This is a genomic window from Streptomyces sp. NPDC017095 (genome assembly GCF_044332325.1).
GTDB lineage: Bacteria > Actinomycetota > Actinomycetes > Streptomycetales > Streptomycetaceae > Streptomyces.
In genome coordinates this window covers 364366-389762 of record NZ_JBIROU010000008.1, presented here as the reverse complement: position 1 = coordinate 389762, position 25397 = coordinate 364366, and the positions used below count along the sequence as shown (strand labels likewise).

Below are 25397 nucleotides of genomic sequence, written 5' to 3'. Positions count from 1 at the left end.
GATGATGTCCCTCAGTTATCCACAGGCTGCACCTGCGTCGGGGCGCATTGTCAGTGGCAGGCGTTAGCGTCTTTGACGTGAAGCGATCGACTCAAGCAAACCGGGTGGAACCCATGGCAGGAACCGACCGCGAGAAGGCGCTCGAAGCCGCGCTCGCGCAGATTGAACGACAATTCGGCAAGGGCGCGGTCATGCGCATGGGCGAGCGGTCGAGGGACCCCATCGAGGTCATCCCGACCGGGTCGACCGCGCTCGACGTCGCCCTCGGCGTCGGTGGCCTGCCGCGCGGCCGTGTCGTGGAGATCTACGGACCGGAGTCCTCCGGCAAGACGACCCTGACCCTGCACGCCGTGGCGAACGCGCAGAAGGCCGGCGGCCAGGTGGCCTTCGTGGACGCCGAGCACGCCCTCGACCCCGAGTACGCGCGCAAGCTGGGCGTCGACATCGACAACCTGATCCTCTCCCAGCCGGACAACGGCGAGCAGGCCCTGGAGATCGTGGACATGCTGGTCCGCTCCGGTGCCCTGGACCTCATCGTCATCGACTCCGTCGCCGCGCTCGTCCCGCGCGCGGAGATCGAGGGTGAGATGGGCGACAGCCACGTGGGTCTGCAGGCCCGCCTGATGAGCCAGGCGCTGCGGAAGATCACCAGCGCGCTCAACCAGTCCAAGACCACCGCGATCTTCATCAACCAGCTCCGCGAGAAGATCGGCGTGATGTTCGGCTCCCCGGAGACCACGACCGGTGGCCGGGCGCTGAAGTTCTACGCCTCGGTGCGCATCGACATCCGCCGCATCGAGACCCTGAAGGACGGCACGGAGGCGGTCGGCAACCGCACCCGCTGCAAGGTCGTCAAGAACAAGGTCGCGCCGCCCTTCAAGCAGGCCGAGTTCGACATCCTCTACGGCCAGGGCATCAGCCGCGAGGGCGGTCTGATCGACATGGGCGTGGAGCACGGCTTCGTGCGCAAGGCCGGCGCCTGGTACACGTACGAGGGCGACCAGCTCGGCCAGGGCAAGGAGAACGCGCGCAACTTCCTCAAGGACAACCCCGACCTGGCGAACGAGATCGAGAGGAAGATCAAGGAGAAGCTGGGCGTCGGGGTCCGGCCGGAGGAGCCCGCCGCCGAGCCGGGCGCCGACGCCGCGGTCACCCCCGTCGTGGCCGAGGACTCCGCCAAGGTGGTGCCCGCCCCGGCGGCCGCCAAGGCCGCCAAGCCCAAGGCCGCCGCAGCCAAGAGCTGACCCGTGACACGACGAACCGACTGGGCCGGGTACGAGTACGCCGCTCCCGGTGCCCCACGGGGGAGGGGCACCGGGAGCCGCCCGGACTCCGTCCCGGAGGGTGGTGACGGACCACCGGACGACGGACCGCGGGACGACGGGCACGGCGAACACGGCGTATCGGGCGAGTACGGCGGGCGCGACCGGTCCGGCCGGCGTGACGAGGACGGCCCGCGGGGCGGGGGCCGCGGGCGCGGGCGTGGCCGGCGGCGCGGTTTCGGCGACGCGCCCGGTGAGGACGAAGGCGCCCCCTCCTCGGCGAGGGACGAGCGGGGGGAGTCTTCAGGGGACCCGGTGGAGCGGGCACGGGCGATCTGCCTGCGCCTGCTCACCGGGACCCCGCGCACCCGCAAACAGCTCGCGGACGCGCTGCGCAAGCGGGAGATCCCCGAGGCCGCGGCCGAGGAGGTGCTGTCCCGGTTCGAGGAGGTCGGGCTCATCGACGACGGCGCCTTCGCGGACGCCTGGGTGGAGTCCCGGCACCATGGGCGGGGACTCGCCCGCCGTGCCCTCGCCCGGGAACTGCGCACCAAGGGAGTCGACCCGGCGCTGATCGAGGACGCCGTCGCCCGGCTCGACTCCGAGCAGGAGGAGGAGACCGCCCGGGAACTCGTCGCCCGCAAGCTGCGGGCCACCCGGGGCCTCGACCGCGACAAACGGATCCGACGGCTCGCGGGCATGCTCGCCCGCAAGGGCTATCCCGAGGGCATGGCCCTCCGCGTCGTCCGCCAGGCCCTGGAGGAGGAGGGCGAGGACACGGACTTCCTCGGGGACGGGGACATCTGACGGGACCCGCGGCGCGGGCGTGCCGGACCGGCCGGTGCGGACCGGCGCCGGCGCCGGCCGGGATCAGGGTGGGGTCAACCCCCGCCGCGCACGGGTGGGGTGCCCCTCCGCCAGGACACCGGGCCACCGCAGTGCTCCGCCCGCCCGCTCGTCTACGCCTGCGTCGTCGGGATCGTCGGTGTCCTCGCGCTCGTGGCCAGTGCCGTGCCGGGACGCGTGGCGCTCCGGGTGCGGGCGGTGACGGTGGCGACGGCCGGGGAGTAGCCGGCGCCGGCGAGGCCGGGAGGGGAACGCCGAAGCGCCGGTGGTTCGTGGACACCACCCGCCGAGGCAGGGTGTCCACGGCCCGTCGGCGCGTTCGGCGGTCCGCCGGGTGCGGTCAGGCCGTGGCCGGTTCCACCGGCAGGCCCTCCGCCCGCCACGCCTGGAAACCGCCCACCAGGTCCGTCGCCCGGTGCAGGCCGAGCTGGTGGAGGGAGGCGGCGGCGAGACTGGAGGCGTAGCCCTCGTTGCAGACGACCACGATCCGCAGGTCGTGTCCGGTGGCCTCGGGGAGGCGGTGGCTGCCCTGCGGGTCGAGGCGCCACTCCAGTTCGTTGCGCTCGACCACGACGGCACCCGGGATGAGTCCGTCCCGCTCGCGCAGCGCCGCGTACCGGATGTCGACCAGCAGGGCGTCACCGGCGCGCGCGGCCTCGTGCGCCTCGCGCGCCTCGATCCGCCGGTAGCCGGCCCGTACCCGGTCCAGCAGTTCGTCGATGCCGGGCGGCCGTCCGTCCGGTCCGCCGCTCGTCACCGGCCGCTCGCCCGTGCCGCTCACTGCCAGTCCTCCGCGCGCTCGACCTGCTCCAGGCGCAGCACCTGGCCGGTGCGGCTGTACCGGCGCATGTGGGGGAGCGGCGGGTAGTAGGCGTGGACGGAGATCGCGTGCCGGTCAAGGGACTCGTTGAGCACCTCGTGCACATGGTGGCGGCCGAAGGCGCGGCCCTGCCCGGCGGGCAGCCGGCGTACGCGGTCCACGCCGTCGTTGAGTTCGAGGGTCTTCCAGCCGTCGGTGGGCAGCCGGGTGGCGAGGGAGTTCTCGGTGAGGGCGCCCGAGGCGGTGAGGAACGCGCCGACCGAGTCGGCGTGGTCGTGCCAGCCGGTACCGGTACCGGGCGGCCAGCCGATCAGCCAGGCCTCGCTGCCGCGCGGTCCCTGGAGCCGCACCCAGGTGCGGCCCTCCGGGTCGAGCGGGAGGGAGGCGATCAGCTCGGCGTCGGCCGCCGCACGCCGGACGAAGCCGAGGAGGTCCGCCTGCGTGGGCGCGGAGCGGGGGGACACGGCCGAGGGCAGGGGGGAGGAGAAGGGGGCAGACACGGGAACCGTCCTGTGGGGCGTTCGCGGAAACGGGCGCGCGGGGGCGCCCGGTGAGGGAGGGGGCGCGAATTCAGCAGGACGGGTGACAGACGCAGCCCGCGTAGCGGACGAGGTCCATATGGACCCTCCGCCACAGGCGCACGTAGGTGTCGGTCACGATCCGGAGTACAGCATGCCGGCGTATCCCGGTCAACCGGGTGTCACCTCGTGGACGGAAGGCCGGGGGGTACGCCCGGCGCGCACCGGGTCCGGGCCCGCGCACGCCACCGGCGCACATCGGGACCTGCGCACTTCCCCGACACGCACCCCGGCGCGGACCGCCACCCGGCCCCGCGCAATCGCACGCTCCCACCGCACGCACTCAGCGCGCACCCGCCGCGCACGCCCCCACAGCACGCCCCCACAGCACGCCCCTCCACCGCGCGCCCCCCGCCGCGCGCACTCAGCGTGTGCACCCGCCCCCGCGCATCCACCGCACGCACCTGCCGCGCGCGCCCACCGCACGCACCCCCGCCGCACACACCCACGGCGCGCACCCCCGCCGCCCCTCACCGCGCGCCGGACGCCGCCTCCGCCGTCGCCGGTTCCTGTTCCCGCTCCGCCGTCCCCTCCGCCGGGGCCGCGCCGCCCAGCGCGGCTTCCGCCGCCGTGTACAGGTCGGCCGGGCGGACCCCGCTCAGCGCCGTGACCAGGTGGCCGTCGGGCCGTACGAGCAGCACACTGTGGGCCGGCGCGCCCGGGTAGCTCTCGGCGACCAGCAGCTCGGCGGGGTGCGGCAGCGCGGTCACGGCCGCCGCGAGCCGGGGCATCACCCCGGCGGACACCCAGTGCTTGCGGTCCCACACACCCGTGCCGGGCGCGATCAGCACGACCAGCAGCGCGCCGCGCCCGAGCCGGTCGCGCAGCGGGACGAAGGACCCGTCCTCCGCCGTGACCCGGACGTCGGTGACCGGCGCGCCCGGCGGGGTGTCCACGGAGATGGCCGCCTCCAGCCGGCCCGGCATGAGCGGCGAGCCGGCGTACGTACCGGACGCGCCCAGCGGGCCGCGGCCCAGGTGGCCGTCGGTGAGCAGCGCGTCATGGCCCCGGGCGGCGCCCGGCACGATGCCGCGCAGCCCGCCGCCGCCCCGCAGCCCCGGCAGCGCCTGGTCGGCGGCGCGCAGCCGGGCGGCGACCACCGCGCGCCGCTCGGTCTGGTAGCTGTCCAGCAGGGCCTCGTGCGGGCCGTGGTGCCAGGCGGCGGCCAGCTTCCAGGCGAGGTTGCCGGCGTCCCGCAAACCCTCGTCGAGCCCCTGGGTGCCGGCCGCGCCGAGCAGGTGGGCCGCGTCCCCGGCGAGGAAGACCCGGCCGGCGCGCCAGCGGCGGGCCAGCCGGTGGTGCACCGTGTGGACTCCGGTGTCGAGCAGGTCGTACGCCGGTGCGGCGCTGCCCGTCCAGCCCGTGAGGGTCTCCCGGATGCGGCTCACCAGCATCTCGGGCGTGACCAGGTCCTTGCCCGGCGGCAGCAGCCAGTCCAGGCGCCAGGCGCCGTCCGGCAGGGGGCGGGCGGTCACCTCCGTGACCGCAGGTCCGGACGACCGCCACGGCGGCATCCGGTGGAGCACCGCGTGTGCCTCCCACGGGAGTTCGGTCCGCAGTGCGGCGACCGCGTGCCGCTCCACCGCCGTACGGCCCGGGAAGCGGATGTCCTGCAACTTGCGCACGGTGGAGCGGGGGCCGTCGCAGCCGACCAGGTAACTGCCGCGCCACCAGGTGGCCTTGGGGCCGCGGGTGTGCGCGGTGACGCCGGCCCGCTCCTGCTCGACCGCGTCCAGGCGGCTGTCGACGGCCACCTTGGCCAGCGGTTCGCCAGCGAGGGCCGCGCGCAGGGCGTCCGTCACGACGTGCTGGGCGATGTGCAGCGGGGCGGCGGGATCGTCCTCGGCGAAGGCGATCTCGGTGAGCACCTGTTTGCGCCGGAGCGACCGCCACCCGGCCCAGCGCACGCCGTGCGCGCCGAGCGCCGCTCCGGTCAGCCGTTCCAGCAGGCCGGCCGTGTCCTCGTGCAGGACGACGGTGCGCGCGGGGCGGGGTTCGTCCTTGCCGGGGCCCTCGTCCAGCACGACGACGGGCACGCGCTGACGGGTCAGCAGCAGGGCGAGTGTCAGTCCGACCGGCCCCGCTCCGACGATGATCACCGGGTCCATGACGCGCCGCCCCCTGCCCGTGACGATGCCCTGACGGAGACAAGTGAACAGGAAGGCGGAGCGGGGTGCACGATCACAAAGCGTATGCAACCCATTGGCAGAGTTTGCGTCAAGCGACCGGAGGCAGTGGCGATCAGGCCACTGCCTCCGGGTGGTGCATTCGGGTCTGACCTGGCGTCAGGCGGAGGTTCCGGTCCCCGCGGCGCCCTGGACGTCCGCCGTCTTCTCGGCGCTCAGCACCACGCCGGTCGACTTCTTGCGCCGCCGCAGCCGGCCCTCCAGCCAGCTCGCGAACGAGGTCAGCGAGAAGTTGATGATCACGTAGATGACGGCCACCACCGTGAAGGACGCGATGGTGTTGGCGCCGTAGTAGCCGCTCATGGTGTTCGCCGAGGCGAGCAGTTCAGGGAAGGTGAGGACGGCGCCGCCGAGCGCGGTGTCCTTCACGATGACCACGAGCTGGCTGACGATGGCCGGAAGCATCGTGGTCACGGCCTGCGGCAGCAGGATGAGCCGCATCACCTGGCCCTTGCGCAGGCCGATCGCCATGGCCGCCTCGGACTGGCCCTTCGGCAGCGCGAGGATGCCCGCGCGGACGATCTCCGCGAGCACCGACGCGTTGTAGAGCACCAGACCGGTGACGACGGCGTAGAGCGGGCGGTCGTCCGAGTTCACGTCGGTGTACTGGGCGAAGAGCGCCAGCCCGAAGATCATCAGCACCAGCACGGGGATCGCGCGGAAGAACTCCACCACGACCGACGCGGGCACCCGTACCCACACGTGGTCCGAGAGCCGCGCGATACCGAGGACGGCGCCCAGCGGCAGCGCGATGACCATCGACAGCGCCGCCGCCTTCAGCGTGTTCTGCAGGCCCGGCCATATGTAGGTCGAGTAGGCCTCGGCGCCGCCGCCGAGGTAGGGCTTCCACAGGGCCCAGGCGAGCTGGCCCTTGGCGTCCAGGGACGAGTACAGCCACCACAGGAGGGCCGCGAGCGCGACGAGGAAGAGCACCGTGTAGAGGACGTTGCGCCGCTTGGCGCGCGGTCCCTGGGCGTCGTACAGGACCGAGGTCATCGCTTCACCGCCACCTTCTTGCCCACCCAGCCGAGGATCAGGCCGGTCGGCAGGGTCAGGCAGCAGAAGCCGAACGCGATGATCGCGGAGATCAGCAGCAACTGCGCCTCCTTCTCGACCATGTCCTTCATCAGCAGCGCCGCCTCGGCGACGCCGATCGCGGCCGCCACCGTCGTGTTCTTCGTCAGCGCGATCAGCACGTTGGTCAGCGGGCCGACGGCCGCCCGGAACGCCTGCGGCAGCACGATCAGGAACAGCCCCTGGGTGAAGCTGAGTCCGATGGCGCGCGCGGCCTCCGCCTGGCCGACCGGCACGGTGTTGATGCCGGAGCGGATCGCCTCGCACACGAAGGCCGACGTGTAGACGACCAGTCCGAGCACCGCCAGCCGGAAGTTGGCCGTGTCCACGTCGTCACCGGCACCGAGGGTGATCCGCAGGGTCTGGTACAGGCCCAGCGACGAGAACAGGATGATCACCGTGAGGGGGATGTTCCGCACGATGTTCACGTAGGCGGTGCCGAAACCGCGCATCAGCGGCACCGGACCCACCCGCATGGCGGCCAGCAGGGTGCCCCAGACCAGGGAGCCCGCGGCGGCCAGCAGCGTCAGCTGCACGGTCGTCCAGAAGGCGCCCAGTACGTCGTAACCGTCAAGAAAGTCGAACACGATCTCCCGCGCTTCCGCGTGTAGGGATGCCCGGGTGCGCCGCCCGCGCGGACGGCGCACCCCTCGGGCGTTGCCTCAGCTCTTGATCTCGCCGATCTTCGGGGCGGGCTCGTTCTTGTAGCCGGCCGGGCCGAGGTTCTTGTCCACGGCCTTCTGCCAGGAACCGTCGGAGACCATCTCCTCCAGGGCCTTGTTGATCTTGGCCTTGAGGTCGCTGCCCTTCTTGACGCCGATGCCGTAGTTCTCGTTGGTCAGCTTCAGGCCGCCCAGCTTGAACTTGCCCTTGAACTGCGACTGGGCGGCGTAACCGGCGAGGATCGAGTCGTCCGTGGTGAGGGCGTCGATCGCCTTGTTCTGCAGACCGGTCAGACAGGCGGAGTACGTCGGATACTTCTGGAGCTGCGCCTTGGGGGCCAGCTTGTCCTTGACGTTCTGCGCCGAGGTGGAGCCGGTGACCGAGCACAGCCGCGCCTTGTTGAGGTCCGCGGCCGACTTGATCGAGGCGTCGTCCGCGCGGACCAGCACGTCCTGGTGGGCCAGCAGGTACGGGCCGGCGAAGTCGACCAGCTTCTGGCGCTCCGGCGTGATCGAGTACGAGGCGGCGATGAAGTCGACGTCACCGCGCTTCAGCATGGTCTCGCGGTCGGCGCTCTTCGACTCCTTCCACTCGATCTGGTCCTCCTTGTACCCCAGCTTCTCGGCGACGTAGGTGGCCACGTCCACGTCGAAGCCCGCGTACCCCTGCGGCGTCTTCTGGCCGATGCCCGGCTGGTCGTACTTGATGCCGATGGAGATCTTCTTGCCGCCGGAACCCTTGTCGTCGCTGCCGCCGCCGCACGCGGTGGCGGTCACGGACAGGGCGAGGAGGACGGCCGAGGCGGCGGTGACCTTGCGGAGCTTCATGCTGAACATCCTTCTGAGTGGTGAGGAACGAGTCCCTGGGGCACGTGCGGTGCGGGCCGCGCCGGTCAGTGGTGCAGGATCTTGGACAGGAAGTCCTTGGCCCGGTCGCTGCGCGGGTTGCTGAAGAACTGGTCGGGCGTGGCCTGTTCGACGATCCGGCCGTCCGCCATGAAGACGACCCGGTTCGCGGCCGAACGCGCGAAGCCCATCTCGTGCGTGACGACGATCATCGTCATGCCCTCGCGCGCGAGCTGCTGCATGACCTCCAGCACCTCGTTGATCATCTCGGGGTCGAGGGCGGAGGTCGGCTCGTCGAACAGCATGACCTTCGGGCCCATCGCCAGCGCCCGCGCGATCGCCACGCGCTGCTGCTGGCCGCCGGAGAGCTGGGCGGGGTACTTGTCCGCCTGGGTGCCCACGCCGACCCGGTCCAGCAGGGCGCGGGCCTTCTCCTCGGCCTGCTTCTTGTCGGCCTTGCGGACCTTGACCTGACCCAGCATCACGTTCTCGAGCACGGTCTTGTGCGCGAAGAGGTTGAACGACTGGAAGACCATGCCGACGTCCGCCCGCAGCCGGGCCAGCTCCCGGCCCTCGTGCGGCAGCGGCTTGCCGTCGATCGTGATGGTGCCCGAGTCGATCGTCTCCAGACGGTTGATGGTGCGGCACAGCGTCGACTTCCCGGACCCGGAGGGCCCGATGACCACGACGACCTCGCCGCGGGCGATCGTCAGGTCGATGTCCTGGAGCACGTGCAACGCGCCGAAGTGCTTGTTGACGCTCTTCAGGACGACCAGTTCGTCGGACGTGGCCACGTCTTCCTTGGCCACCGGTACTTTGGTCATCGCTCTCGGGCTCCGTCCTCCTCGGGTTTCCGAGGACAGTAGTGAGCCGCGTGACCTGCGTCATCACATCTGAGGGAGATCTGAGCATCACGATCCGATAGCAATCGGACACGTGTCGTAGTACAGGGGGCCGGTGCGCGTATCGGCCGGATAACGGAAGGGACGGGCAACCTGAACCCTCTTGACGCCGTCCTGTTCCATCGGCGTCACTGCCATGGTGCACGCGCGCGTGCCGGTGATCCGCCGCCGTGCACGACGGACGGGACCGAGACCGAACGACCGCTGAACCGGAGGGGGCCGGGATGAGACTGCTGCTCGTCGAGGACGACAACCACGTCGCCGCGGCCCTGTCGGCCGTCCTCGCACGGCACGGCTTCCAGGTCACCCACGCGCGCAGCGGCGAGGAGGCCCTCCAGGCACTCGTCCCCGAGGGCGACGGCTTCGGCGTCGTCCTGCTCGACCTCGGCCTGCCCGACCAGGACGGCTACGAGGTCTGCGGCAAGATACGCAAGCGCACCACCACCCCGGTCATCATGGTCACCGCCCGCGCCGACGTCCGCTCCCGCATCCACGGGCTCAACATGGGCGCCGACGACTACGTCGTGAAGCCGTACGACACCGGGGAACTGCTCGCCCGGATCCACGCCGTCAGCCGGCGCACCGCCCACGAGGACCCCGCCACCGGCGGCGGGAGCGCCCTGCTGCTCGGCCCGGTGCGCATCGAACTGCCCACCCGCCAGGTCAGCGTGGACGGCGTGGTGATCCAGCTGACCCGCAAGGAGTTCGACCTGCTCGCCCTGCTCGCGCAGCGGCCCGGGGTGGTCTTCCGGCGGGAGCAGATCATCAGCGAGGTCTGGCGCACCAGTTGGGAGGGCACCGGCCGCACCCTGGAGGTGCACGTCGCCTCCCTGCGCGGCAAGCTCCGCATGCCCGCGCTGATCGAGACCGTACGCGGCGTCGGGTACCGGCTCGTCGCCCCGGCCGCCTAGCGGGGACGGGTGCGCACCCGGCTGCTGCCGCTGCTCATCGTGCTGCTGGCGGCCGTCCTGCTCGCGCTCGGCCTGCCGCTCGCCGCCAGCGTGGCCGCCGCGCGGCAGCAGCGGGTCGTCGTCGACCGGATCGACGACACGGCCCGGTTCGCCTCGCTCGCCCAGTTCGTCACCGACGCGCCCGGCGGCTCCCGCCGCACCACCACGGACGAACGCCTGGAGAGCCTGCGCAGCGAACTGGAGAGCTACTACGGCGTCTACGGCATCCGCGCGGGCGTCTTCTACCGCAACGGCCGCCAGGCGATGGCCAACGCGCCCGGCAACTGGGCCGTACCGGGCACCGGCGAGGTGCGCAGGGCGTTCGACGAGGCGCTGCTGAGCCGGCGCAGCCACGACCCGCCGCAGGCGTGGCCCTGGCAGCGCAGCCGGCTCGTCGTCGCCTCGCCGGTGATCCGGGACGGCGACGTCGTCGCGGTCGTGGTCACCGACTCGCCCACCGGGCAGCTGCGTTCCCGGATCCTGCGCGGCTGGCTGTTCATCGGCGCCGGCGAGATCGCGGCCATGCTGCTCGCCGTCGGCGCCGCGCTCAGGCTGACCGGCTGGGTGCTGCGGCCGGTCCGGGTCCTGGACGCCACCACCCACGACATCGCCACCGGGCGGCTGAAGTCCCGGGTCGCGGTCGCGGGCGGCCCGCCGGAACTCAGACGGCTGGCCCGTTCGTTCAACGAGATGGCGGACAACGTCGAGGCCGTGCTGGAGCAGCAGCGCGCCTTCGTCGCCGACGCCTCGCACCAGCTGCGCAACCCGCTCGCGGCGCTGCTGCTGCGCATCGAACTGCTCGCCCTGGAACTGCCCGAGGACAACGCGGAGATCGCCTCGGTCCGCACCGAGGGCAAGCGCCTCGCGCAGGTCCTGGACGGCCTGCTCGACCTGGCGCTGGCCGAGCACGCCGAGGCAGACCTCCGGCTGACCGACATCGGCGCGCTGGCCGGGGAACGGCTGGCCGCGTGGGCGCCGGCCGCCCGCGCCAGGGGCGTCCTGCTGACCGGTGACTGCCCGCCCGTCACCGGCTGGGCGGACCCGATCGCCCTGTCCAGCGCCCTGGACGCGGTGGTCGACAACGCCGTGAAGTTCACGCCCGAGGGCGGCACGGTGCGGATCGCGGTCTTCGCCGACGGCGGCACCACCTCGGTCGTCGTCACGGACACCGGCCCCGGCCTGACCGACGAGGAACTCGCGCGCGTGGGCGACCGGTTCTGGCGCAGCGGCCGGCACCAGAACGTCAACGGCTCGGGCCTCGGCCTGTCCGTCACCCGCGCCTTGCTCGCCGCGGGCGGCGGCTCGATCGACTACGCCCACCACGAGCCGTGCGGGCTGCGGGTTACCGTCAGGGTGCCCCGGTACGCGGAACACGCCCGGGGCACCACGGACGCCCGCTGACACCGGGCGTCCATTGACACCGGGCGTCCGCCGACACCGGGCTGCGGGGCCGCCGGGTTGCGGGCCCGCCGGGTTGCGGGCCCGCCGGCCCGCCGGGCTGCCGGGCCGGTGCCCGCCGTGCGCGCTACGGCTTCACCGACCGGTAGTAGCGCCGGGCGCCCTCCTGGAGCGGCAGCGGATCGGTGTAGATGGCGGTGCGCAGATCGACGAGCTGCGCGGAGTGGACGTGGGCGCCGATGCCGTCCCGGCTCTTGATCACCGTGCGGGTCAGCCACTCGGTCAGCCGGGGATCGACGTCCGTACGGGTCATCAGCACGTTGGACACCGCGATCGTCGGCACCTGCGTGCCCTGCTGTATGCGCGGATAGGCCGACTCGGGGATGTTCGTGGACCGGTAGTAGCGCGCCGCCGCGCCCTGGGCGTGCAGCCGGGCCACGAGGTCGTCGCCGATCGGCACGAACCGGAAGGCGCCCTCCTGCGCCAGCCCGGACAGCCCCTTCGTGGGCAGCCCGCCGGACCAGAAGAAGGCGTCGATCTTCCCCTCCCGCAGCCGCGCGGGCCCGGTGTCGATGCCGTCCGCCGACGGCGTGATGTCCTCGCGCGGGTCGATGCCGGCGGCCTCCAGCACCCGGTCGGCTATCAGCCGCACCCCCGAGTGGGGCAGCCCGGTCGCCACCCGCCGGTGCCGCAGGTCCGCGACGCTCCGGATGTCCGAGCCGCGGGGCACGATGAGGTGCACGTAGTCGTCGTAGAGCCGGGCCACACCGCGCAGCCGTCCGGCGCCGCTGCCGTGCCCCAGCTCGTACGTCGCCACCGCGTCGGCCGCCGCGATGGTGAAGTCGGCCTGCCCGGTCGCCACCCGCTCGACGTTCTCCTGGGAGCCGGCGCTGTTGAGCAGTTTCACCCGCACCCCAGGCATGTCCTTGCCCATCTCGGCGCGCAGCCGCTCGCCGTACTCCTGGTACACGCCGCGGGGCGTACCGGTGCTGAACACGATCGTCCCGCTCGGCGGGTCCTCGCCCAGCGGCAGCAGCCACCACAGCAGCAGCCCGAGGGCCACGACACCGACGGCCGGGACCCACAGCGCTCTGCGCCCGCCGGCCCGGGCGAACATCTTGGACATGCGGCGATCCTGCCAGCCGGCGCACGACGCTGACCAGGGCCGGGAGCACAGCGGTCACGGCCGGGGCGTTGTCGGTGGCGGCCGTTACAGTCGCCGTATGAGTACTTCGCCCGCCCGCCTCGTCCAGGAGTTCCACCGCGCCTTCGGTCTCGACGTCCGCGGCACGCCGACGGAGGTGGACCCGGAACTGGCCGCCCACCGCGGCGACCTGCTCGCGGAGGAGGCCGCGGAGGTGGCCGAGGTCGCGGTGGACGGACCACTGGACCGGCTCGCGCACGAGCTGGCCGACGTGGTGTACGTCGCCTACGGCACGGCCCTGGTGCACGGCATCGACCTCGACGAGGTGATCGCCGAGGTGCACCGCGCCAACATGAGCAAGATCGGCCCCGACGGCCGGATCGCCCGCCGCGCCGACGGCAAGGTGCTCAAGGGCGATCACTACGAGGCCCCGGACGTGTCGGCCGTACTGCGCCGCCAGGGCTGGATACCGGGCGGCGCGGCCTGACGGTCGCGGGGCTGCACGGGGGAGCGGGGCCCGGGGTTGTGGTCCGGTGCTCAGTGGTCCCGCAGGCCCGTGCCGCCCAGGCGGGTCAGCAGGGTCGCGAGGTGTGCGAGGTCCGTGGCCGGCCAGGACGGGCCGGCGAACAGCTCGGCGGCGGTCTCCTCGGCCGTCACCCGCATCTCCGCCAGCCGGCGCCGGCCCGTCGCGGTCAGCGCCGCGTACGCCACCCGCGCGTCCCGGGCGTCCGGTTCCCGGGTCACCAGCCCGATCCGCTCCAGCGGGGCCAGCCCCCGGGTCACCCCGGAGGCGGTCAGCCCCAGCGCCTCGGCCAGGTCCACCCGGCGCATCCGGGCACCGGCCGCCTGGCCCAGCCGGAGCAGCAGGGTGAAGTCGGCGAGGCTGACGCCGTGCAGCCCGCCGAGCCGCGCGTCGAAGCGCCGTACGACCGCCGCCTGCGCCCGTACCAGCCGCAGCGCCGCGTCCAGGGGCTCGCTCATCGCGCCCGCCTCCCCGATTCCCTTGCCGACTCCTTGACTACTCAAGTTTAGGCCCGCGGTTCACGAGCCGGCCGTCCGGGCGGCCCGGCGCTGCCGTTTGCCCAGCGGAGCCTGGGACAGGTCCTCGGCGGTGCTCCGCAGGTGCTTGAAGCCGTAGCCACGCTCGGCCAGCCAGGACGCGGCCGTCTTCTCCGCCCGTTCCGTCGCCGCCAGGATGTCGTCCTCCTTCTCGCCCGTGGCGGAGAAGCGGAAGGCGAAGGCGGGCCGGGCGGCGATGTCGTAGGTGAGGGTGCCCTCGGCGGTGAAGGCGGCGCGCAGGACGTCGTGGTCGGCGGCGTCGGCGAGCAGAGCGGCACGCTGGGCCTCGGTGAGGCCGTCGAAGGTGCCGCGGACGATGATGCGGAAGGTCCGTGTGGTCATGGCGCGACTGTAAACACCGGGACGCCGGACCTCCACCGGGTTTGCCGCGGCTGCCGTCCCCGGGGCCGGACGCCGGGGCGGTCCGGCAAGCGGAACGCACCGCCTCCCCGGGTGCGGGCGGGGGAGGCGGTGCGCGGCGTGCGGTGCGCTAGGAGGCGCTCTGCGCCGTGGCGCAGCCGATCGATCCGGCGGGGAGGTTGTTGCCGGTGGAGGTGGCGGTGAAGCCGAAGGTGGTGGTGCCGTCGGCGGGTACCACCCGGTTGTAGTCCGCGTTGCGGACCGTGACCGTGCCGTCGGAGGCGGTGGCCGACGTCCCGTTCCACACGCTGCTGACCTTGGTCCCGGTGCCGGGCTTCCAGGTCACGGCCCAGCCGTCCAGCGGGGCGGTGCCGTGGTTCATGACCTCGACGGTCGCCTGGAAACCGCCGCTCCAGGAGCTGACCACGGAGTAGGTGGCCATGCAGGAACCGGTGTGCGGGTCCGTGGGGGTCGGGGTCGGGGTCGGGGTGGGTGTCGGGGTCGGGGTGGGTGTCGGGGTGGGCGTGCCGGTGGAGCCGCCGATGCCCGTCACCTCGCCGTGGCCGCCGTCGAAGACGACGTCGGAGCAGGAGAAGAAGTTCTCCTGGCTGTCCGAGCGCACCCACTGGATGAAGATCAGGGCGTCGCCGGAGCGGCCGGAGGGCAGCTTCAGGTCCCAGTAGTAGTGGCCGCCGTCGGTGCCCGGCGAGCCCTGCTGGGGCGGGTTGGTGACCGTCTGGATCAGGTCGAGGTCGGCCCAGCGCAGCGCGGAGGCGGACGACCAGCCGGGCTTGGTGACGTACACCCGGAAGTCACCCGGGTGCGCCGCCCAGTTGCTGTACTGCGCCTGGATCGTCGCCCCGCTGGTCAGATGGGTCCGCGGCCAGTCCGAGCGGGCCGCGTTGTAGGCGGAGAAGTCGTACGGCGACCGGTCGCCGGCGCTGCACAGGGTGCCGTCCGGGACGTAACCGGCACCGCGCCCGCCGGCGTTGGAGTCCAGGACCGCGAACCAGTTGTACAGCGCGTTGGCGCCGCTCTTGGCCAGCGCGTCCTTGCACGCCGGGTTGGTCGGGTTCAGCCCGCCGGTCGCCGTGCGGCCGTCCAGGTAACACAGATAGGTACGGGATCCGGGCAGCATCGCGACCCCGTGCGCCTTGGCACTGCCCTGCCCCAACAGGGCCAGGCCGAGCGCCATCAGCAGGGTCGACAAGGCCGCCGCGACCGACAGGAGCCTGCCGCGTCGGGCCATCGTTCTCTCCTTCCGCTGGATCGGACGGGCGGTACGCCCCGGGTGGTTGTCGTCCGGTGGTTGACTCATGTGCGCTCCTCCTGCCGGATGCGTGGACGCGCGGACCTGTCATGCGGTGGTGCAGGCGGTGCCGTTCAGGCTGAAACCGGCGGGTGCGGCGAACGTCCCGCCGTACGTGCCCTGGAAGCCGAAGCTCACCCGGGCGCCGGGCGCGATCTGGCCGTTGTGCGCGAGGTTCGTCGCCGTGACCGCGCCGGAGGACGGCGAGACGGCGGCGTTCCAGGCGCTGGTGACGCGCTGTCCGGCGGGCAGGGTGAAGCCGAGCCGCCAGCCGTCGACCGGGGTGGCGGCGGTGTTGGCGACGGTGACGTCGGCGGAGAAGCCGCCCGGCCAGACGTTCGTCGCGTAGGTCACCGCGCAGGCGGCCGGGGCACCGGGACCGCCCGGGGAGCCGCCGCCGGTGTTGACGGTGGAGGAGAAGGAGTTCACGGCGAGCCCGGCGCCGTTCTGCCAGGGCTCGAAGCCGGCCTGGACGCTCGTCAGGTACCAGTCGTTCTGCGCCAGTCCGCGGGAGACGGCCTGTCGTGCGAAGTCCATGACGTCGAAGCCCCAGCTCTGGATCGCCGACGGGGCGACGAAGGACAGCACGTCGTTGGAGCCGTTGTTGCCGGACCACACCTGCCACTGGCGTCCGGCCACGGTCGCGGTGCCGACCTGCGAGCCCACGGGCTGGATCGAGCCGACCTTGTTGTACCAGACCATGATCTCGGTCCGGTTCACGCCGTCGGTACGGGGCGTGGGGTCGAGCCAGATGTCGTACGCGGCGTCGTACACCGCGTTGCTCACATAGCCGTACGAGATGCTGGTCGGCGCGCTGGAGATGGTGCTGAGCCGGGCCGGCAGGCTGGTGCCGGGCGAGCAGTTGGTGTAGTGGCAGCCGTTGAAGACGGACGGGTACGACTTCGGGCCGCCGTTCGTCGGCACCGAGCCGTCGGCCTGGGTGATCCGGAATCCGGTGTCCGTGACGGTGATGCACTGGGGCTGGCTGGTGCCCCAGCGGTTGTTCTGGACGACGTAGCGTCCCTGGATCGTCGTCGAGCCGTACTGTTCGCAGATCGCGGTGTCGGCGTGTGCCGCGGGGGCCGTGGTGAGCACGGCCGCCAGTGCGGCGAGTGCGGCGAGGAGCGCGCCGAACAGGCCACTCGCTCCACGTGCAGAGTGCTTTGACGGTCGCATGCGGGTCCTCTCGGGGACGGTCGGGTGGCGGGAGCGCTCCAAGGCGGGGGAAGGTGGGAGCGCTCCCATTACCTCCGTTGGAGGGACTGTAAGGAGAGTCCATGTCCCTGACAAGGTGGTGCGCGTGGACTGTGTCGAAGAGGTTTCGACGGTGCAGGTGGGAGGGGTGGGAGGTGGAGGGGCAGGGGTGCTGGGAGCGCTCCCGGTGGGTGGTTGCGGGCGCTCCTGGCTCCCTCGGCCCGCCCCCGCACGTGCCCTCCAGCAGGCCCCGCCGCAGCACCCCCCCACACGCATCCGCCCCCGCCCCATACGCCCTCGGGCGAGCCACCTCGCCGGGCCGTCGGTGCCCTGCTGCCGGGCCTGAGCCGGGACCGCACGAGGCCGGGCCGGCGGGAAGGTACGGTGCGCGCGCCCGGGGGAGTCGGCCCCGGGCCGGGTTGCGGCGGGGGTCGGCCCCCGGGCCGGATCGCGCGGCCCCGGGCCGGATCGCGGCAGAGGTCGGCCCCGGACCGGATTGCGCGGCCCCGGACCGTGTTGCGCCGGGGGCCGGCCCGGGACCTGGTTGTGGCGGGGGAGGGTCCGGGCCCGGTTGCGGTGGGGGTCAGCCCCGGGTCGCATCGCGCCGCCCAGGGCCGGGTCGCGGCGGGGGTCGGCCCTCGGGCCGCATCGAGCCGCCCAGGGTCGGGTTGAGGCGGGAGTCGGCCCCGGCCGGGTTGCGGCGGGGGTCGGTCCGGGCCCGGTTGCGGTCGGGCCGTGGTCGTCAGGCCGAGTCGCGCAGGACCAGTTCCGTGCGGAGGATGACGTGGCGCCAGGCCACCGACGGCTCGTCCAGCTCGTCCAGTTCCTCCAGCAGGAGCCGGATCATGGCCCGGCCGATCTCCGCCACCGGCTGACGGACCGTGGTCAGCCGGGGCTGGGTCCGCTCGGCCAGCGGGAAGTCGTCGAACCCGATGACGGCGACGTCCTGCGGAACCCGGCGGCCCGCGGCGCGCAGTTCCCTGAGCGCACCGGCCGCCGTGGTGTCCGACGCGGCGAGCACACCGTCGATCTCCGGGTGCCGGGCCAGCAGCCGGGCCATCGCGCGCTGACCGCTCTCCTCCGTGAAGTCGCCCTCGGCGATCCAGGAGCCGTCCGTGCCCAGCCCGGCCGAGACCAGTGCCTCGCGGTAGCCGCGCAGCCGGCACTGGGCGGCGTACATGTCGAGCGGCCCGGTGATCGTGGCGATCGCCCTGCGGCCCGTGGCCAGCAGATGGGAGACCGCCGTACGGGCGCCGCCGGTGTTGTCCGCGTCGACGTAACTGACCCGCTCGTCCCCCGAGCGGCGGCCCAGCAGCACGGTCGGCAGCCGGGCCTCGGCCAGCATGTCGGGCAGCGGGTCGTCGGCGTGCACGGACATCATCAGCACGCCGTCGACCCGGCCGCCGCGGGCGTACTCCAGGAACCGCCGCCGCTCGGCGTCCGAGCGGACCAGGGTCAGCAGCAGCTGCATCCCGGTGTCGGCCAGCGCGTCGCCGAGCGAGCTGACGATCTCGGAGAAGAACGGCTCGGCGAACATCCGCCAGTCCGGCTCCGTCATGACGAGCGCGACGGCGTCGGCACGCCGTCCGGCCAGGGACCGGGCCGCGAGATTGGGCACGTACCCCAGCTCGGCGATGGCCTGCTGCACGGCCTGGCGCGTCGAATCCTTCACGCCGGCCGCGTTGTTGACGACGCGGGAGACCGTGCCCCGGCCCACTCCTGCGCGGGCGGCCACCTCCTCCAGCGTCGGTGTGTCAGGGCGCCGCCTGCCCATGGACACCTCCCCCCAAGAGATCCCCGATCTTACGATTCCGGGGCCACCGCGCACACGGCTTCTTGTGGACGACGGCCGGAGACCGACCACGGGAACCGGTCCGCTCACCGGTCCGCCGTGGCCGACGGGCACCCCGGCACGGCCGGCGGGCCGCGACCGCGCCCTGGTGTCGCGGGCGCCGAGGCCGCCGGGTGCGCCGGTGCGGCCGCCCGGTGCATCGGGGCACGGGCCGGTGGCGGCGCGGGAGGGTCGGCCCGGTCCGTCCCGGGACCCGGCCGGGACGGACCGCGCCGGGCCCGGACCCCGTGCGGACGGCCGGACCGGTTCGTCCCGGGGCCGGCCGGGCGCTGGCCGGAAGTCGTCACCGCAAGATCGGCGGGATCTAAGCTCGGACCCGCTTGCTGGTGAACTCGGCGATCTCGTCGATCTCGTGGATCTGGTCGATCCGGATGAAGGGGCCTGAACTGGTGGAGGACAAGCGGGTTGTCGTCGTGACCGGCGGAGGTTCGGGCATCGGCCAGGCCACCGCCCGGCTGCTCGGCGAGGCGGGGCACCACGTGGTCGTCTCCGGGCGCCGGCCCGAGCCGCTGGAGCGCCTCGCGCGGGAGACCGGCGCGCTGGCGCACCCCTCCGACGTCGGTGACCCCGACGCGGCCGAGGGACTCGTCCAGGCGGCCCTGAATGCCTACGGCCGGCTCGACGGTGTGGTGCTGAACGCGGGCATCGGGCGCGGCGGGGCCGTCGGGGACATGTCGCTCAAGGACTGGGACGAGGTGATGCGCACCAACGTGACCGGCCCGCTGCTCCTGCTGCGCGCCGCGATCCCGCACCTGCTGGAGTCCCGTGGCGCGGTGGTCGCCGTGGCCTCGGTGTCCGCCCTGCGCAACGGTACGAGCAACGCCCCGTACGCCACCTCCAAGGCGGCCCTGCTCCAGCTGTGCCGGTCCGTCGCCGTCGACTACGGACGGCAGGGCGTGCGGGCCAACACCGTGTGCCCGGGATGGGTGCGGACCGAGATGGCCGACCGGCGCATGACGCGCTTCGCCGAGGAGGCGGACCTGCCGGGCGGCGACAAGGAGGCCGCGTACGCGGAGGCCACCAGGCTGCTGCCCCAGGGCCGCCCGGGCGAGCCGCGCGAGGTCGCGGAGGCCATCGCCTGGCTGCTGTCGCCGGCCGCGTCGTACGTCAACGGAGCGGTGCTCACCGTCGACGGCGGAGCGACCGCCATCGACCCCGGCACCCTCGCGTTCGACTACCGCATCACCCCCCGCGACGGCGCCACCTCCTGAGCCCGCCCCTGGCCGGCGCGCCGCGGCTCGGCGCCGTAGGGACCGGGGCGGTCCGGCACGCCGTAGCCCGGGGGCCCGCAGGGTCAGGGGCCGGGGCGGTCCCCCTTCAGGGTGGCTCGCGGAGCCCGGCGGCCTACGCGCCGGGGTTCAGGGGGACTCGCAGGCGCCGGTGGTCCGGGCGGGCCGGGTGTGGCAGGGCAGCGCGTCGGTCATCGCGGGCCACATGCGGGCGATCAGCAGCAGCGTCTCGGGGCTGCCGTGCGTCACCCCGGGCAGCGGGTGCGGGTCGGCCGGCGGCACACCGCCGAGTACGGCGCGGCGGGCCTGGCCGACGACACCGGCGAGCGCGGCGGAGGCCAGCCGGTCGTCCCGCACCCCGGCCCGCCGGGCGTGCCGGTGCGCCTTCTCGTAGGCGTCCGGCCGCACGTACTGCTGGAGCGTCAGCAGCGCGTCGTACGTCTCGATGGTCTGCCGGTGTGCCTGGAGCGCCAGCGGATAGCGCAGGCGGAGCACTTCCTGGACGCGGGTCCGCCGGGGGCTGGCGAGCGCCACGTGGGGCACCGCGGTGACCAGGTCCCGCCACAGCGGCCACAGTTGCCAGGTGGTCCGCAGCGCGGTCGCCGACCGGGCCAGCGCGGTCGCGGTGGGCACCAGCAGCGAGGCCGCCCGCAGGAGGCCGTGGGCCGCCATGACGACGCTCAGCCAGGGCAGCAGGCCGGGCGCGAGGCCGTAGAGGTGGCAGAGGTAACCGGACCAGAACACCAGGGCGAGGACGCTGCCCACCGCGAACAGCCGCAGCGACCAGACGAGATCGCGCTCGTCCGTGCGGAGGCTGTACCGCCAGCAGACCACCAGGGCGACCGCGTCCCCGGCGAGGTGGGCGGCGATGAGGATCAGCCAGTAGGCGGTCTCGGCGGACGCGGGCCGCTGCGCGGACACCGTTCCCGCGGACGTCCGCCCGGCCCACAGCAGGTCCAGGACGAGCAGCGACACCAGCGCCGCCGTCAGCCCGACCGCCACGGAGCGGCGCAGCCGCGGGGAGCGGCCGGAGTCGATCACGAAGAGCAGGACCAGCCCCGCGCTCAGCACGCCGATCAGATTGCGGACCAGGGACACCGTGTGGACGCCGACACCGGCGGACGTGAGCCCGGTGACGACCCGGGGCTGGAACAGCGTGATGGCGGTGGCCGCCGCCATCACGGTGACCCACAGACCCCGCAGCCGCGGCCGGCGCAGCGCGGGCCGCGCCCGCCAGACCAGCGCGCACCACAGGGCGATGACGCCGGCGAGTCCGACCCGGGCCGCCAGCTCAGTCACCGGCGTCCGCCGTCACTCCCAGGAAGGCGCCGAGGCGTCCCAGGGGCCCGCCCACCCGGCCGGTCTTCCCGGCGCACTGGATCAGGCTGGCGATCATCTCGGCCTCCTGCTCCTCGGTGGTCGTGTAACTGGTTCTGGCCATCAGCCGCCTGACCAGCTGGGGCTGCGGAGGGCCCAGCAGCGGTCCGGCCGGCGGACCGCCGTCGTCCGTGACGCTCCGGTGGTGGTCGCACAGCACATGGCCGATCTCGTGCAAGATGATGTGCTCTTGGTGCAGCGGCGCGGTCCGGGGCTCGTAGAAGACGTAGTCGGCGTCGTCGGTGCCCAGCCACAGCCCGCACGCGCCGATGGCCGCGGCCTGCTCGGGCAGTTCCCTGAGCACCAGCGGGCGGCCCCTGAGTTCCTCCACCCGCGCGCGGACCGCCTCCAGGGAGAGCGACCGCTCCACCCCGAGGTCACGCAGGATCGCGGCGCACCGGCGCTGGAGCGCGGCGTGCTCGTTCGTTCTCCTCATCCGTGGTGTCACCCCCGTTCGCTGTTCTCACCGGCCGGAACGGCTGGAACGTCTCCCCGTCTCTGCTGCGCCGGGGGCGGCGGCGAACTCCCTGTGGCGTCTCACCGATCCACCTAAGCAGGTCGCCCGCCCTCTTGAACACGTCTGTTCGGGCTTTCGGACGCCCTTTGGCGGAAAACGTCTCCTGCCCGGCGCGGGCGGTGCCCGTTGCCCGCAGGGGCAGCGGACGGTGCCGACGGGACTGTTGTGACTGCCGTCACGGCACCGGGAACCGTACGTTCCGCCGCCCCCGCCCGGCACGGCGGACCGCCGGGCCGGGCCGCGGGACTCCGGGACACCGCCCGGCGCGGACCGCCTACCCTGGAACCCATGACCAGCAGCAGCGACCGGAGCCCGGCAGTGGACGTTCCCGCCCCCAAGAGTTACGAGATCCGCACCTACGGGTGCCAGATGAACGTCCACGACTCCGAGCGATTGGCCGGGCTGCTGGAAGAGGCCGGATACGTGCGGGCCCCCGAAGGGGCGGACGGTGACGCGGACGTCGTCGTCTTCAACACCTGCGCGGTCCGGGAGAACGCCGACAACCGGCTGTACGGCAACCTGGGCCGGCTCGCGCCGCGGAAGGCCTCCCGCCCCGGCATGCAGATCGCGGTCGGTGGCTGTCTCGCGCAGAAGGACCGCGACACCATCGTGAAGAAGGCGCCCTGGGTGGACGTCGTCTTCGGCACGCACAACATCGGCAAGCTGCCCGTGCTGCTGGAGCGCGCCCGCGTCCAGGAAGAGGCGCAGGTGGAGATCGCCGAGTCCCTGGAGACGTTCCCCTCCACGCTGCCCACCCGCCGCGAGAGCGCGTACGCGGCCTGGGTCTCCATCTCCGTCGGCTGCAACAACACCTGCACCTTCTGCATCGTGCCGGCCCTGCGCGGCAAGGAGAAGGACCGCCGGCCCGGCGACATCCTCGCCGAGATCGAGACCCTGGTCGGCGAGGGCGTCTCGGAGATCACGCTGCTCGGCCAGAACGTCAACGCCTACGGCTCCGACATCGGCGACCGCGAGGCCTTCAGCAAGCTGCTGCGCGCCTGCGGGAACATCGAGGGCCTGGAGCGGGTCCGCTTCACCTCCCCGCACCCCCGGGACTTCACGGACGACGTGATCGCGGCCATGGCCGAGACCCCGAACGTCATGCCCCAGCTGCACATGCCGCTCCAGTCCGGCTCGGACACGGTCCTGAAGGCGATGCGCCGCTCCTACCGCCAGGAGCGGTACCTCGGCATCATCGAGAAGGTGCGGGCCGCCATCCCGCACGCGGCGATCACCACCGACATCATCGTGGGCTTCCCCGGCGAGACCGAGGAGGACTTCGAGCAGACGCTGCACGTCGTCCGCGAGGCCCGGTTCGCCCAGGCCTTCACCTTCCAGTACTCCAAGCGGCCCGGCACGCCCGCCGCGACCATGGAGGACCAGATCCCCAAGGAGGTCGTGCAGGCGCGGTACGAGCGGCTCGTCGCCCTCCAGGAGGAGATCTCCTGGGAGGAGAACAAGAAGCAGGTCGGCCGCACGCTGGAGCTGATGGTCGCCGAGGGCGAGGGCCGCAAGGACGGCGCGACCCACCGCCTCTCCGGCCGCGCCCCCGACAACCGCCTGGTCCACTTCACCAAGCCGGACGAGGAGGTCCGCCCCGGTGACGTCGTCACCGTCGATATCACCTACGCCGCCCCGCACCACCTCCTCGCCGAGGGCCCCGTCCTCGCCGTGCGCCGCACGCGCGCGGGCGACGCCTGGGAGAAGCGGAACGCGGCTCAGGCCGCGAAGCCGGCGGGCGTGATGCTGGGCCTGCCGAAGATCGGCGCCCCGCAGCCGCTGCCGGTGGCCGCGGGAAGCGGCTGCGGCTGCGACTGACCCCGGGCCGCGGACGCGGCACGGGCGGCGAGCCGGCGCCGTGCGGTGCGGGTGCGGGTGCGGGTGCGGTACGACGGTGACACGGGGTCGCGGACGCGGTACGGGGTGACACGGGGGCGCGCAAGCGGTACGGGCAGTGAGCCGGTGCTGAGCGGTCCGGCCGGGGGCTGACGTAGAGGAATAGGCGGTCCGGCCGGGGATCGACAGCGGCCGGCCGCCCGTGGGGCTACCCTGCCGATCATGCTTGTCGCCGCCGCAGTCTGTCCCTGTCCGCCACTGTTCGTGCCCGAGGTCGCCGCGGGCGCCGCTCCGGAACTGGACGCCGCTCGCGCGGCCTGCTCCGACGCGCTCGGCGTGCTCGCCGCCGCCCGCCCCGACCTGCTGGTCGTCGTCGGCACCGCCGGTCCGGACGGGCTCGGCACGTTCCCACAGGGCGCCCCGGGCACCTTCCGCGGTTTCGGGGTCGACGTCGACGTACGCCTGGGAGCCGCCACCGGGCCTGCCCCCGAGCGCGAGCTGCCGGCCTCGCTGGCCGTCGGCGCCTGGCTGCTGGAGCGGACCGGCTGGGCCGACGCCCCGATCGAGGGACTCGGCGTCGCCGACACGCTGGAACCGGAGCGGTGCGCCGAGACCGGCCGCGCACTCGCCGGCCGGGCCGCGCGGGTGGCGCTGCTGGTCTTGGGCGACGCCAGCGCCTGCCGCACGCTCAAGGCACCGGGCTACCTGGACGAACGGGCGGCGCCCTTCGACGCGGAGGTCGCGCGGGCGCTCGGCGCGGCGGACCTGGCGGCCCTGCGGGCGCTGGACCCCGGGCTCGCCCGCGAACTGCAGGCCGCCGGCCGCGCTCCCTGGCAGGTCCTCGCCGGCGCGGCTCAGGACGCCGGCCTCACCGGCGCCCTGCTGTACGAGGGCGCGCCGTACGGCGTGGGGTATCTGGTCGCGGCCTGGTCCTGAGGTCGGGAGGGCAGGAGCGGCGGCGGAGGGCCGGGAGCCGTGTCGCTCCACGGCCGTCCGCCGCGCAGGCCGTGCCCACGGCCGAGGCTCAGGAAACCGGCGGTGGCCCCTCCGGGGGTGATCCCTCCGGGCGGGTCGGCGTCATCGGGTCGGGCGGCGGTGTCCTCGTACCGGTCGAAGACGTACCGCTAGTAGCCGTACCGGTAGAAGCCGTCGGTCCGGTCGATGCCGTAGGGCCGGTCGAAGCCGCCGGTCCGGTCGACTCCGTCGTGCCCGTCGGGCCGCTCTGCTGCGCGAGGCGGTCCACGGCCTCCTTGGCCTTGCCCGTGCCCGCCTGGATCTTGTCGCTGTACTTGCCCTTGGTCCGCTCGTCGACGGCCTTCGCGGCCTTGTCGAGCCCGTGCTGGACCTTGTCCCCGTGCTGCCGGGCGAGGTCCGAGACCTTGTCCTTGGCCGGGCCCAGCCTGGCCTTCATACTGTCCATCAGACCCATGGTCCACCTTCCTCGCGGGCCGTTACCTGCGGGCGCCCTCGCCGGCCGCGCTGTCGGCGACCTGCCCGGCGGACTGCTGCCGGGGGATGCCGCCCTCGGACCCACCGTCCCGGCCGGTGTCCGCCCGCGCGGTCACGGCCTCGCGCCTGTCCCCAGCCGCGTCGCCCGCGTCCGCCGCGGTCACCACACCGGTCGCGGCCACCGCGTCCGCCTCCCAGCCATCCCTCGCCTCCGCCACGACGGCCCCGGCTCCGGTCGCGTCCGCTCCTTCGGCGTCCGCTCCTTCCGGGTCCGCTCCGCCGGTCCACGCCGCCAACGCCCGGCCCGCCGGCTCCGCCTCGGCCCCGTCCGGCTCCAGACCGGTCCGGGCCGCCGCGTCCGACACCTCCGGAGCCGTCTTCGACCTGCCGAGAAGCCGTGCAAACACGCCCATATCCACTCCATACGGTACTCGTGCGGGCGAAATCCCGCGTCACCCGGTGCGTACGGTTGCGCCGCCCGGGTTTCCGCCCCCGGCAGGCCGGCAGGCGGCGTCTCGCCCCGGGCAACGAACCCGGGAAGCGCCCT

At 73.4% G+C, this 25397-nt stretch carries 27 protein-coding genes; 9 read left to right on the top strand and 18 right to left on the bottom strand.

Going from position 1 to position 25397, the window contains the following annotated elements; all coding sequences use genetic code 11:
- Nucleotides 1-113: 113 nt before the first annotated feature.
- The 3 genes from recA (at nucleotide 114) to ACH4OA_RS18740 (ending at nucleotide 2333) form a co-directional block, all read left to right on the top strand.
- Nucleotides 114-1244 carry a recombinase RecA gene (gene recA / locus ACH4OA_RS18750; RefSeq protein ID WP_365877507.1) on the top strand — a complete coding sequence of 377 codons (1131 nt, stop codon included), beginning with the start codon at nucleotides 114-116 and terminating at the stop codon, nucleotides 1242-1244.
- A 3-nt stretch (nucleotides 1245-1247) separates the two neighbouring features.
- Nucleotides 1248-2069 carry a recombination regulator RecX gene (recX, locus tag ACH4OA_RS18745; protein ID WP_365877510.1) on the top strand — a complete coding sequence of 274 codons (822 nt, stop codon included), beginning with the start codon at nucleotides 1248-1250 and terminating at the stop codon, nucleotides 2067-2069.
- A gap of 99 nt (nucleotides 2070-2168) precedes the next feature.
- Nucleotides 2169-2333, top strand: coding sequence for a hypothetical protein (locus ACH4OA_RS18740; protein WP_397969825.1), 165 nt, complete (start codon nucleotides 2169-2171; stop codon nucleotides 2331-2333).
- Nucleotides 2334-2448: 115 nt separating this feature from the next.
- On the opposite strand, the gene ACH4OA_RS18735 is transcribed toward ACH4OA_RS18740, so the two are convergent.
- The 8 genes from ACH4OA_RS18735 to ACH4OA_RS18700 all read right to left on the bottom strand — a co-directional run bounded on the left by ACH4OA_RS18735 (nucleotide 2449) and on the right by ACH4OA_RS18700 (nucleotide 9098).
- Nucleotides 2449-2889, bottom strand: a complete 441-nt coding sequence (locus ACH4OA_RS18735) for a rhodanese-like domain-containing protein (RefSeq protein ID WP_365877512.1) — start codon at nucleotides 2887-2889, stop codon at nucleotides 2449-2451.
- Nucleotides 2886-3428, bottom strand: coding sequence for a cysteine dioxygenase (locus ACH4OA_RS18730; RefSeq protein ID WP_397943220.1), 543 nt, complete (start codon nucleotides 3426-3428; stop codon nucleotides 2886-2888). Before ACH4OA_RS18730 ends, ACH4OA_RS18735 begins: the two co-directional genes overlap by 4 nt.
- Before the next feature lie 70 nt (nucleotides 3429-3498).
- Nucleotides 3499-3705: a putative leader peptide gene (locus ACH4OA_RS18725; RefSeq protein WP_365877516.1), complete on the bottom strand. Its 207-nt coding sequence runs from the start codon at nucleotides 3703-3705 to the stop codon at nucleotides 3499-3501.
- A gap of 271 nt (nucleotides 3706-3976) precedes the next feature.
- Entirely contained in the window at nucleotides 3977-5614 is a 1638-nt protein-coding gene (locus ACH4OA_RS18720; RefSeq protein ID WP_397969823.1) for an FAD-dependent monooxygenase, read from the bottom strand.
- 177 nt (nucleotides 5615-5791) lie between these two features.
- Nucleotides 5792-6688: an amino acid ABC transporter permease gene (locus ACH4OA_RS18715; RefSeq protein WP_397943226.1), complete on the bottom strand. Its 897-nt coding sequence runs from the start codon at nucleotides 6686-6688 to the stop codon at nucleotides 5792-5794.
- Complete coding sequence (locus ACH4OA_RS18710) at nucleotides 6685-7353, bottom strand: amino acid ABC transporter permease (protein ID WP_358694101.1); 669 nt, start codon at nucleotides 7351-7353, stop codon at nucleotides 6685-6687. The genes ACH4OA_RS18715 and ACH4OA_RS18710 overlap by 4 nt, the downstream gene beginning before the upstream one ends.
- 75 nt (nucleotides 7354-7428) lie before the next feature.
- Nucleotides 7429-8256: a glutamate ABC transporter substrate-binding protein gene (locus tag ACH4OA_RS18705; RefSeq protein WP_397943228.1), complete on the bottom strand. Its 828-nt coding sequence runs from the start codon at nucleotides 8254-8256 to the stop codon at nucleotides 7429-7431.
- 65 nt (nucleotides 8257-8321) lie between these two features.
- Nucleotides 8322-9098: an amino acid ABC transporter ATP-binding protein gene (locus ACH4OA_RS18700; RefSeq protein ID WP_365877525.1), complete on the bottom strand. Its 777-nt coding sequence runs from the start codon at nucleotides 9096-9098 to the stop codon at nucleotides 8322-8324.
- Between the two features lie 302 nt (nucleotides 9099-9400).
- Here ACH4OA_RS18700 and ACH4OA_RS18695 point away from each other — a divergent pair, with 302 nt between their 5' ends.
- A complete protein-coding gene (locus ACH4OA_RS18695) occupies nucleotides 9401-10087 on the top strand; it encodes a response regulator transcription factor (protein ID WP_397943230.1) in 687 nt (228 codons plus the stop codon).
- 9 nt (nucleotides 10088-10096) lie between these two features.
- A complete protein-coding gene (locus tag ACH4OA_RS18690; RefSeq protein WP_397943232.1) occupies nucleotides 10097-11527 on the top strand; it encodes a sensor histidine kinase in 1431 nt (476 codons plus the stop codon).
- 124 nt (nucleotides 11528-11651) lie between these two features.
- On the opposite strand, the gene ACH4OA_RS18685 is transcribed toward ACH4OA_RS18690, so the two are convergent.
- The gene (locus ACH4OA_RS18685; protein WP_397943234.1) at nucleotides 11652-12650 is read right to left on the bottom strand and encodes a TAXI family TRAP transporter solute-binding subunit; all 999 of its coding nucleotides are present in this window, start codon (nucleotides 12648-12650) and stop codon (nucleotides 11652-11654) included.
- 97 nt (nucleotides 12651-12747) lie between these two features.
- Between ACH4OA_RS18685 and ACH4OA_RS18680 the strand changes: the two genes are divergently transcribed.
- Complete coding sequence (locus tag ACH4OA_RS18680; protein ID WP_365877534.1) at nucleotides 12748-13155, top strand: MazG nucleotide pyrophosphohydrolase domain-containing protein; 408 nt, start codon at nucleotides 12748-12750, stop codon at nucleotides 13153-13155.
- A gap of 50 nt (nucleotides 13156-13205) precedes the next feature.
- Here the strand turns inward: ACH4OA_RS18680 and ACH4OA_RS18675 are convergent, their stop codons facing one another.
- The 5 genes from ACH4OA_RS18675 to ACH4OA_RS18655 all read right to left on the bottom strand — a co-directional run bounded on the left by ACH4OA_RS18675 (nucleotide 13206) and on the right by ACH4OA_RS18655 (nucleotide 18364).
- A complete protein-coding gene (locus tag ACH4OA_RS18675; RefSeq protein WP_365877536.1) occupies nucleotides 13206-13649 on the bottom strand; it encodes a MarR family transcriptional regulator in 444 nt (147 codons plus the stop codon).
- 60 nt (nucleotides 13650-13709) lie between these two features.
- Complete coding sequence (locus tag ACH4OA_RS18670; RefSeq protein WP_365877538.1) at nucleotides 13710-14069, bottom strand: DUF6204 family protein; 360 nt, start codon at nucleotides 14067-14069, stop codon at nucleotides 13710-13712.
- A 148-nt stretch (nucleotides 14070-14217) separates the two neighbouring features.
- Entirely contained in the window at nucleotides 14218-15336 is a 1119-nt protein-coding gene (locus ACH4OA_RS18665; RefSeq protein ID WP_397969822.1) for a lytic polysaccharide monooxygenase, read from the bottom strand.
- 108 nt (nucleotides 15337-15444) lie between these two features.
- On the bottom strand, nucleotides 15445-16572 hold the full coding sequence (locus ACH4OA_RS18660) for a cellulose binding domain-containing protein (RefSeq protein ID WP_397943239.1): 1128 nt from the start codon (nucleotides 16570-16572) through the stop codon (nucleotides 15445-15447).
- A gap of 760 nt (nucleotides 16573-17332) precedes the next feature.
- Complete coding sequence (locus ACH4OA_RS18655; RefSeq protein WP_365877544.1) at nucleotides 17333-18364, bottom strand: LacI family DNA-binding transcriptional regulator; 1032 nt, start codon at nucleotides 18362-18364, stop codon at nucleotides 17333-17335.
- A 467-nt stretch (nucleotides 18365-18831) separates the two neighbouring features.
- Here ACH4OA_RS18655 and ACH4OA_RS18650 point away from each other — a divergent pair, with 467 nt between their 5' ends.
- Entirely contained in the window at nucleotides 18832-19653 is an 822-nt protein-coding gene (locus ACH4OA_RS18650) for an SDR family NAD(P)-dependent oxidoreductase (RefSeq protein ID WP_397969844.1), read from the top strand.
- Nucleotides 19654-19800: 147 nt separating this feature from the next.
- Here ACH4OA_RS18650 and ACH4OA_RS18645 read toward each other — a convergent pair whose 3' ends face one another.
- Together ACH4OA_RS18645 and ACH4OA_RS18640 are read right to left on the bottom strand one after the other, a co-directional pair.
- Nucleotides 19801-20970, bottom strand: coding sequence for an MAB_1171c family putative transporter (locus ACH4OA_RS18645; RefSeq protein ID WP_397969820.1), 1170 nt, complete (start codon nucleotides 20968-20970; stop codon nucleotides 19801-19803).
- A complete protein-coding gene (locus ACH4OA_RS18640) occupies nucleotides 20963-21484 on the bottom strand; it encodes a regulator component (RefSeq protein ID WP_365877016.1) in 522 nt (173 codons plus the stop codon). Before ACH4OA_RS18640 ends, ACH4OA_RS18645 begins: the two co-directional genes overlap by 8 nt.
- Nucleotides 21485-21853: 369 nt before the next feature.
- On the opposite strand from ACH4OA_RS18640, the gene miaB reads away from it, so the two are divergent.
- Both miaB and ACH4OA_RS18630 read left to right on the top strand, forming a co-directional pair.
- The gene (gene miaB, locus ACH4OA_RS18635) at nucleotides 21854-23383 is read left to right on the top strand and encodes a tRNA (N6-isopentenyl adenosine(37)-C2)-methylthiotransferase MiaB (protein WP_365877018.1); all 1530 of its coding nucleotides are present in this window, start codon (nucleotides 21854-21856) and stop codon (nucleotides 23381-23383) included.
- 240 nt (nucleotides 23384-23623) lie between these two features.
- A complete protein-coding gene (locus ACH4OA_RS18630; protein ID WP_397943244.1) occupies nucleotides 23624-24337 on the top strand; it encodes a class III extradiol dioxygenase subunit B-like domain-containing protein in 714 nt (237 codons plus the stop codon).
- A gap of 88 nt (nucleotides 24338-24425) precedes the next feature.
- Here the strand turns inward: ACH4OA_RS18630 and ACH4OA_RS18625 are convergent, their stop codons facing one another.
- Nucleotides 24426-24821, bottom strand: a complete 396-nt coding sequence (locus ACH4OA_RS18625) for an antitoxin (protein WP_397969819.1) — start codon at nucleotides 24819-24821, stop codon at nucleotides 24426-24428.
- Nucleotides 24822-24852: 31 nt separating this feature from the next.
- A complete protein-coding gene (locus ACH4OA_RS18620; RefSeq protein WP_365877024.1) occupies nucleotides 24853-25263 on the bottom strand; it encodes a hypothetical protein in 411 nt (136 codons plus the stop codon).
- Nucleotides 25264-25397 lie beyond the last annotated feature (134 nt).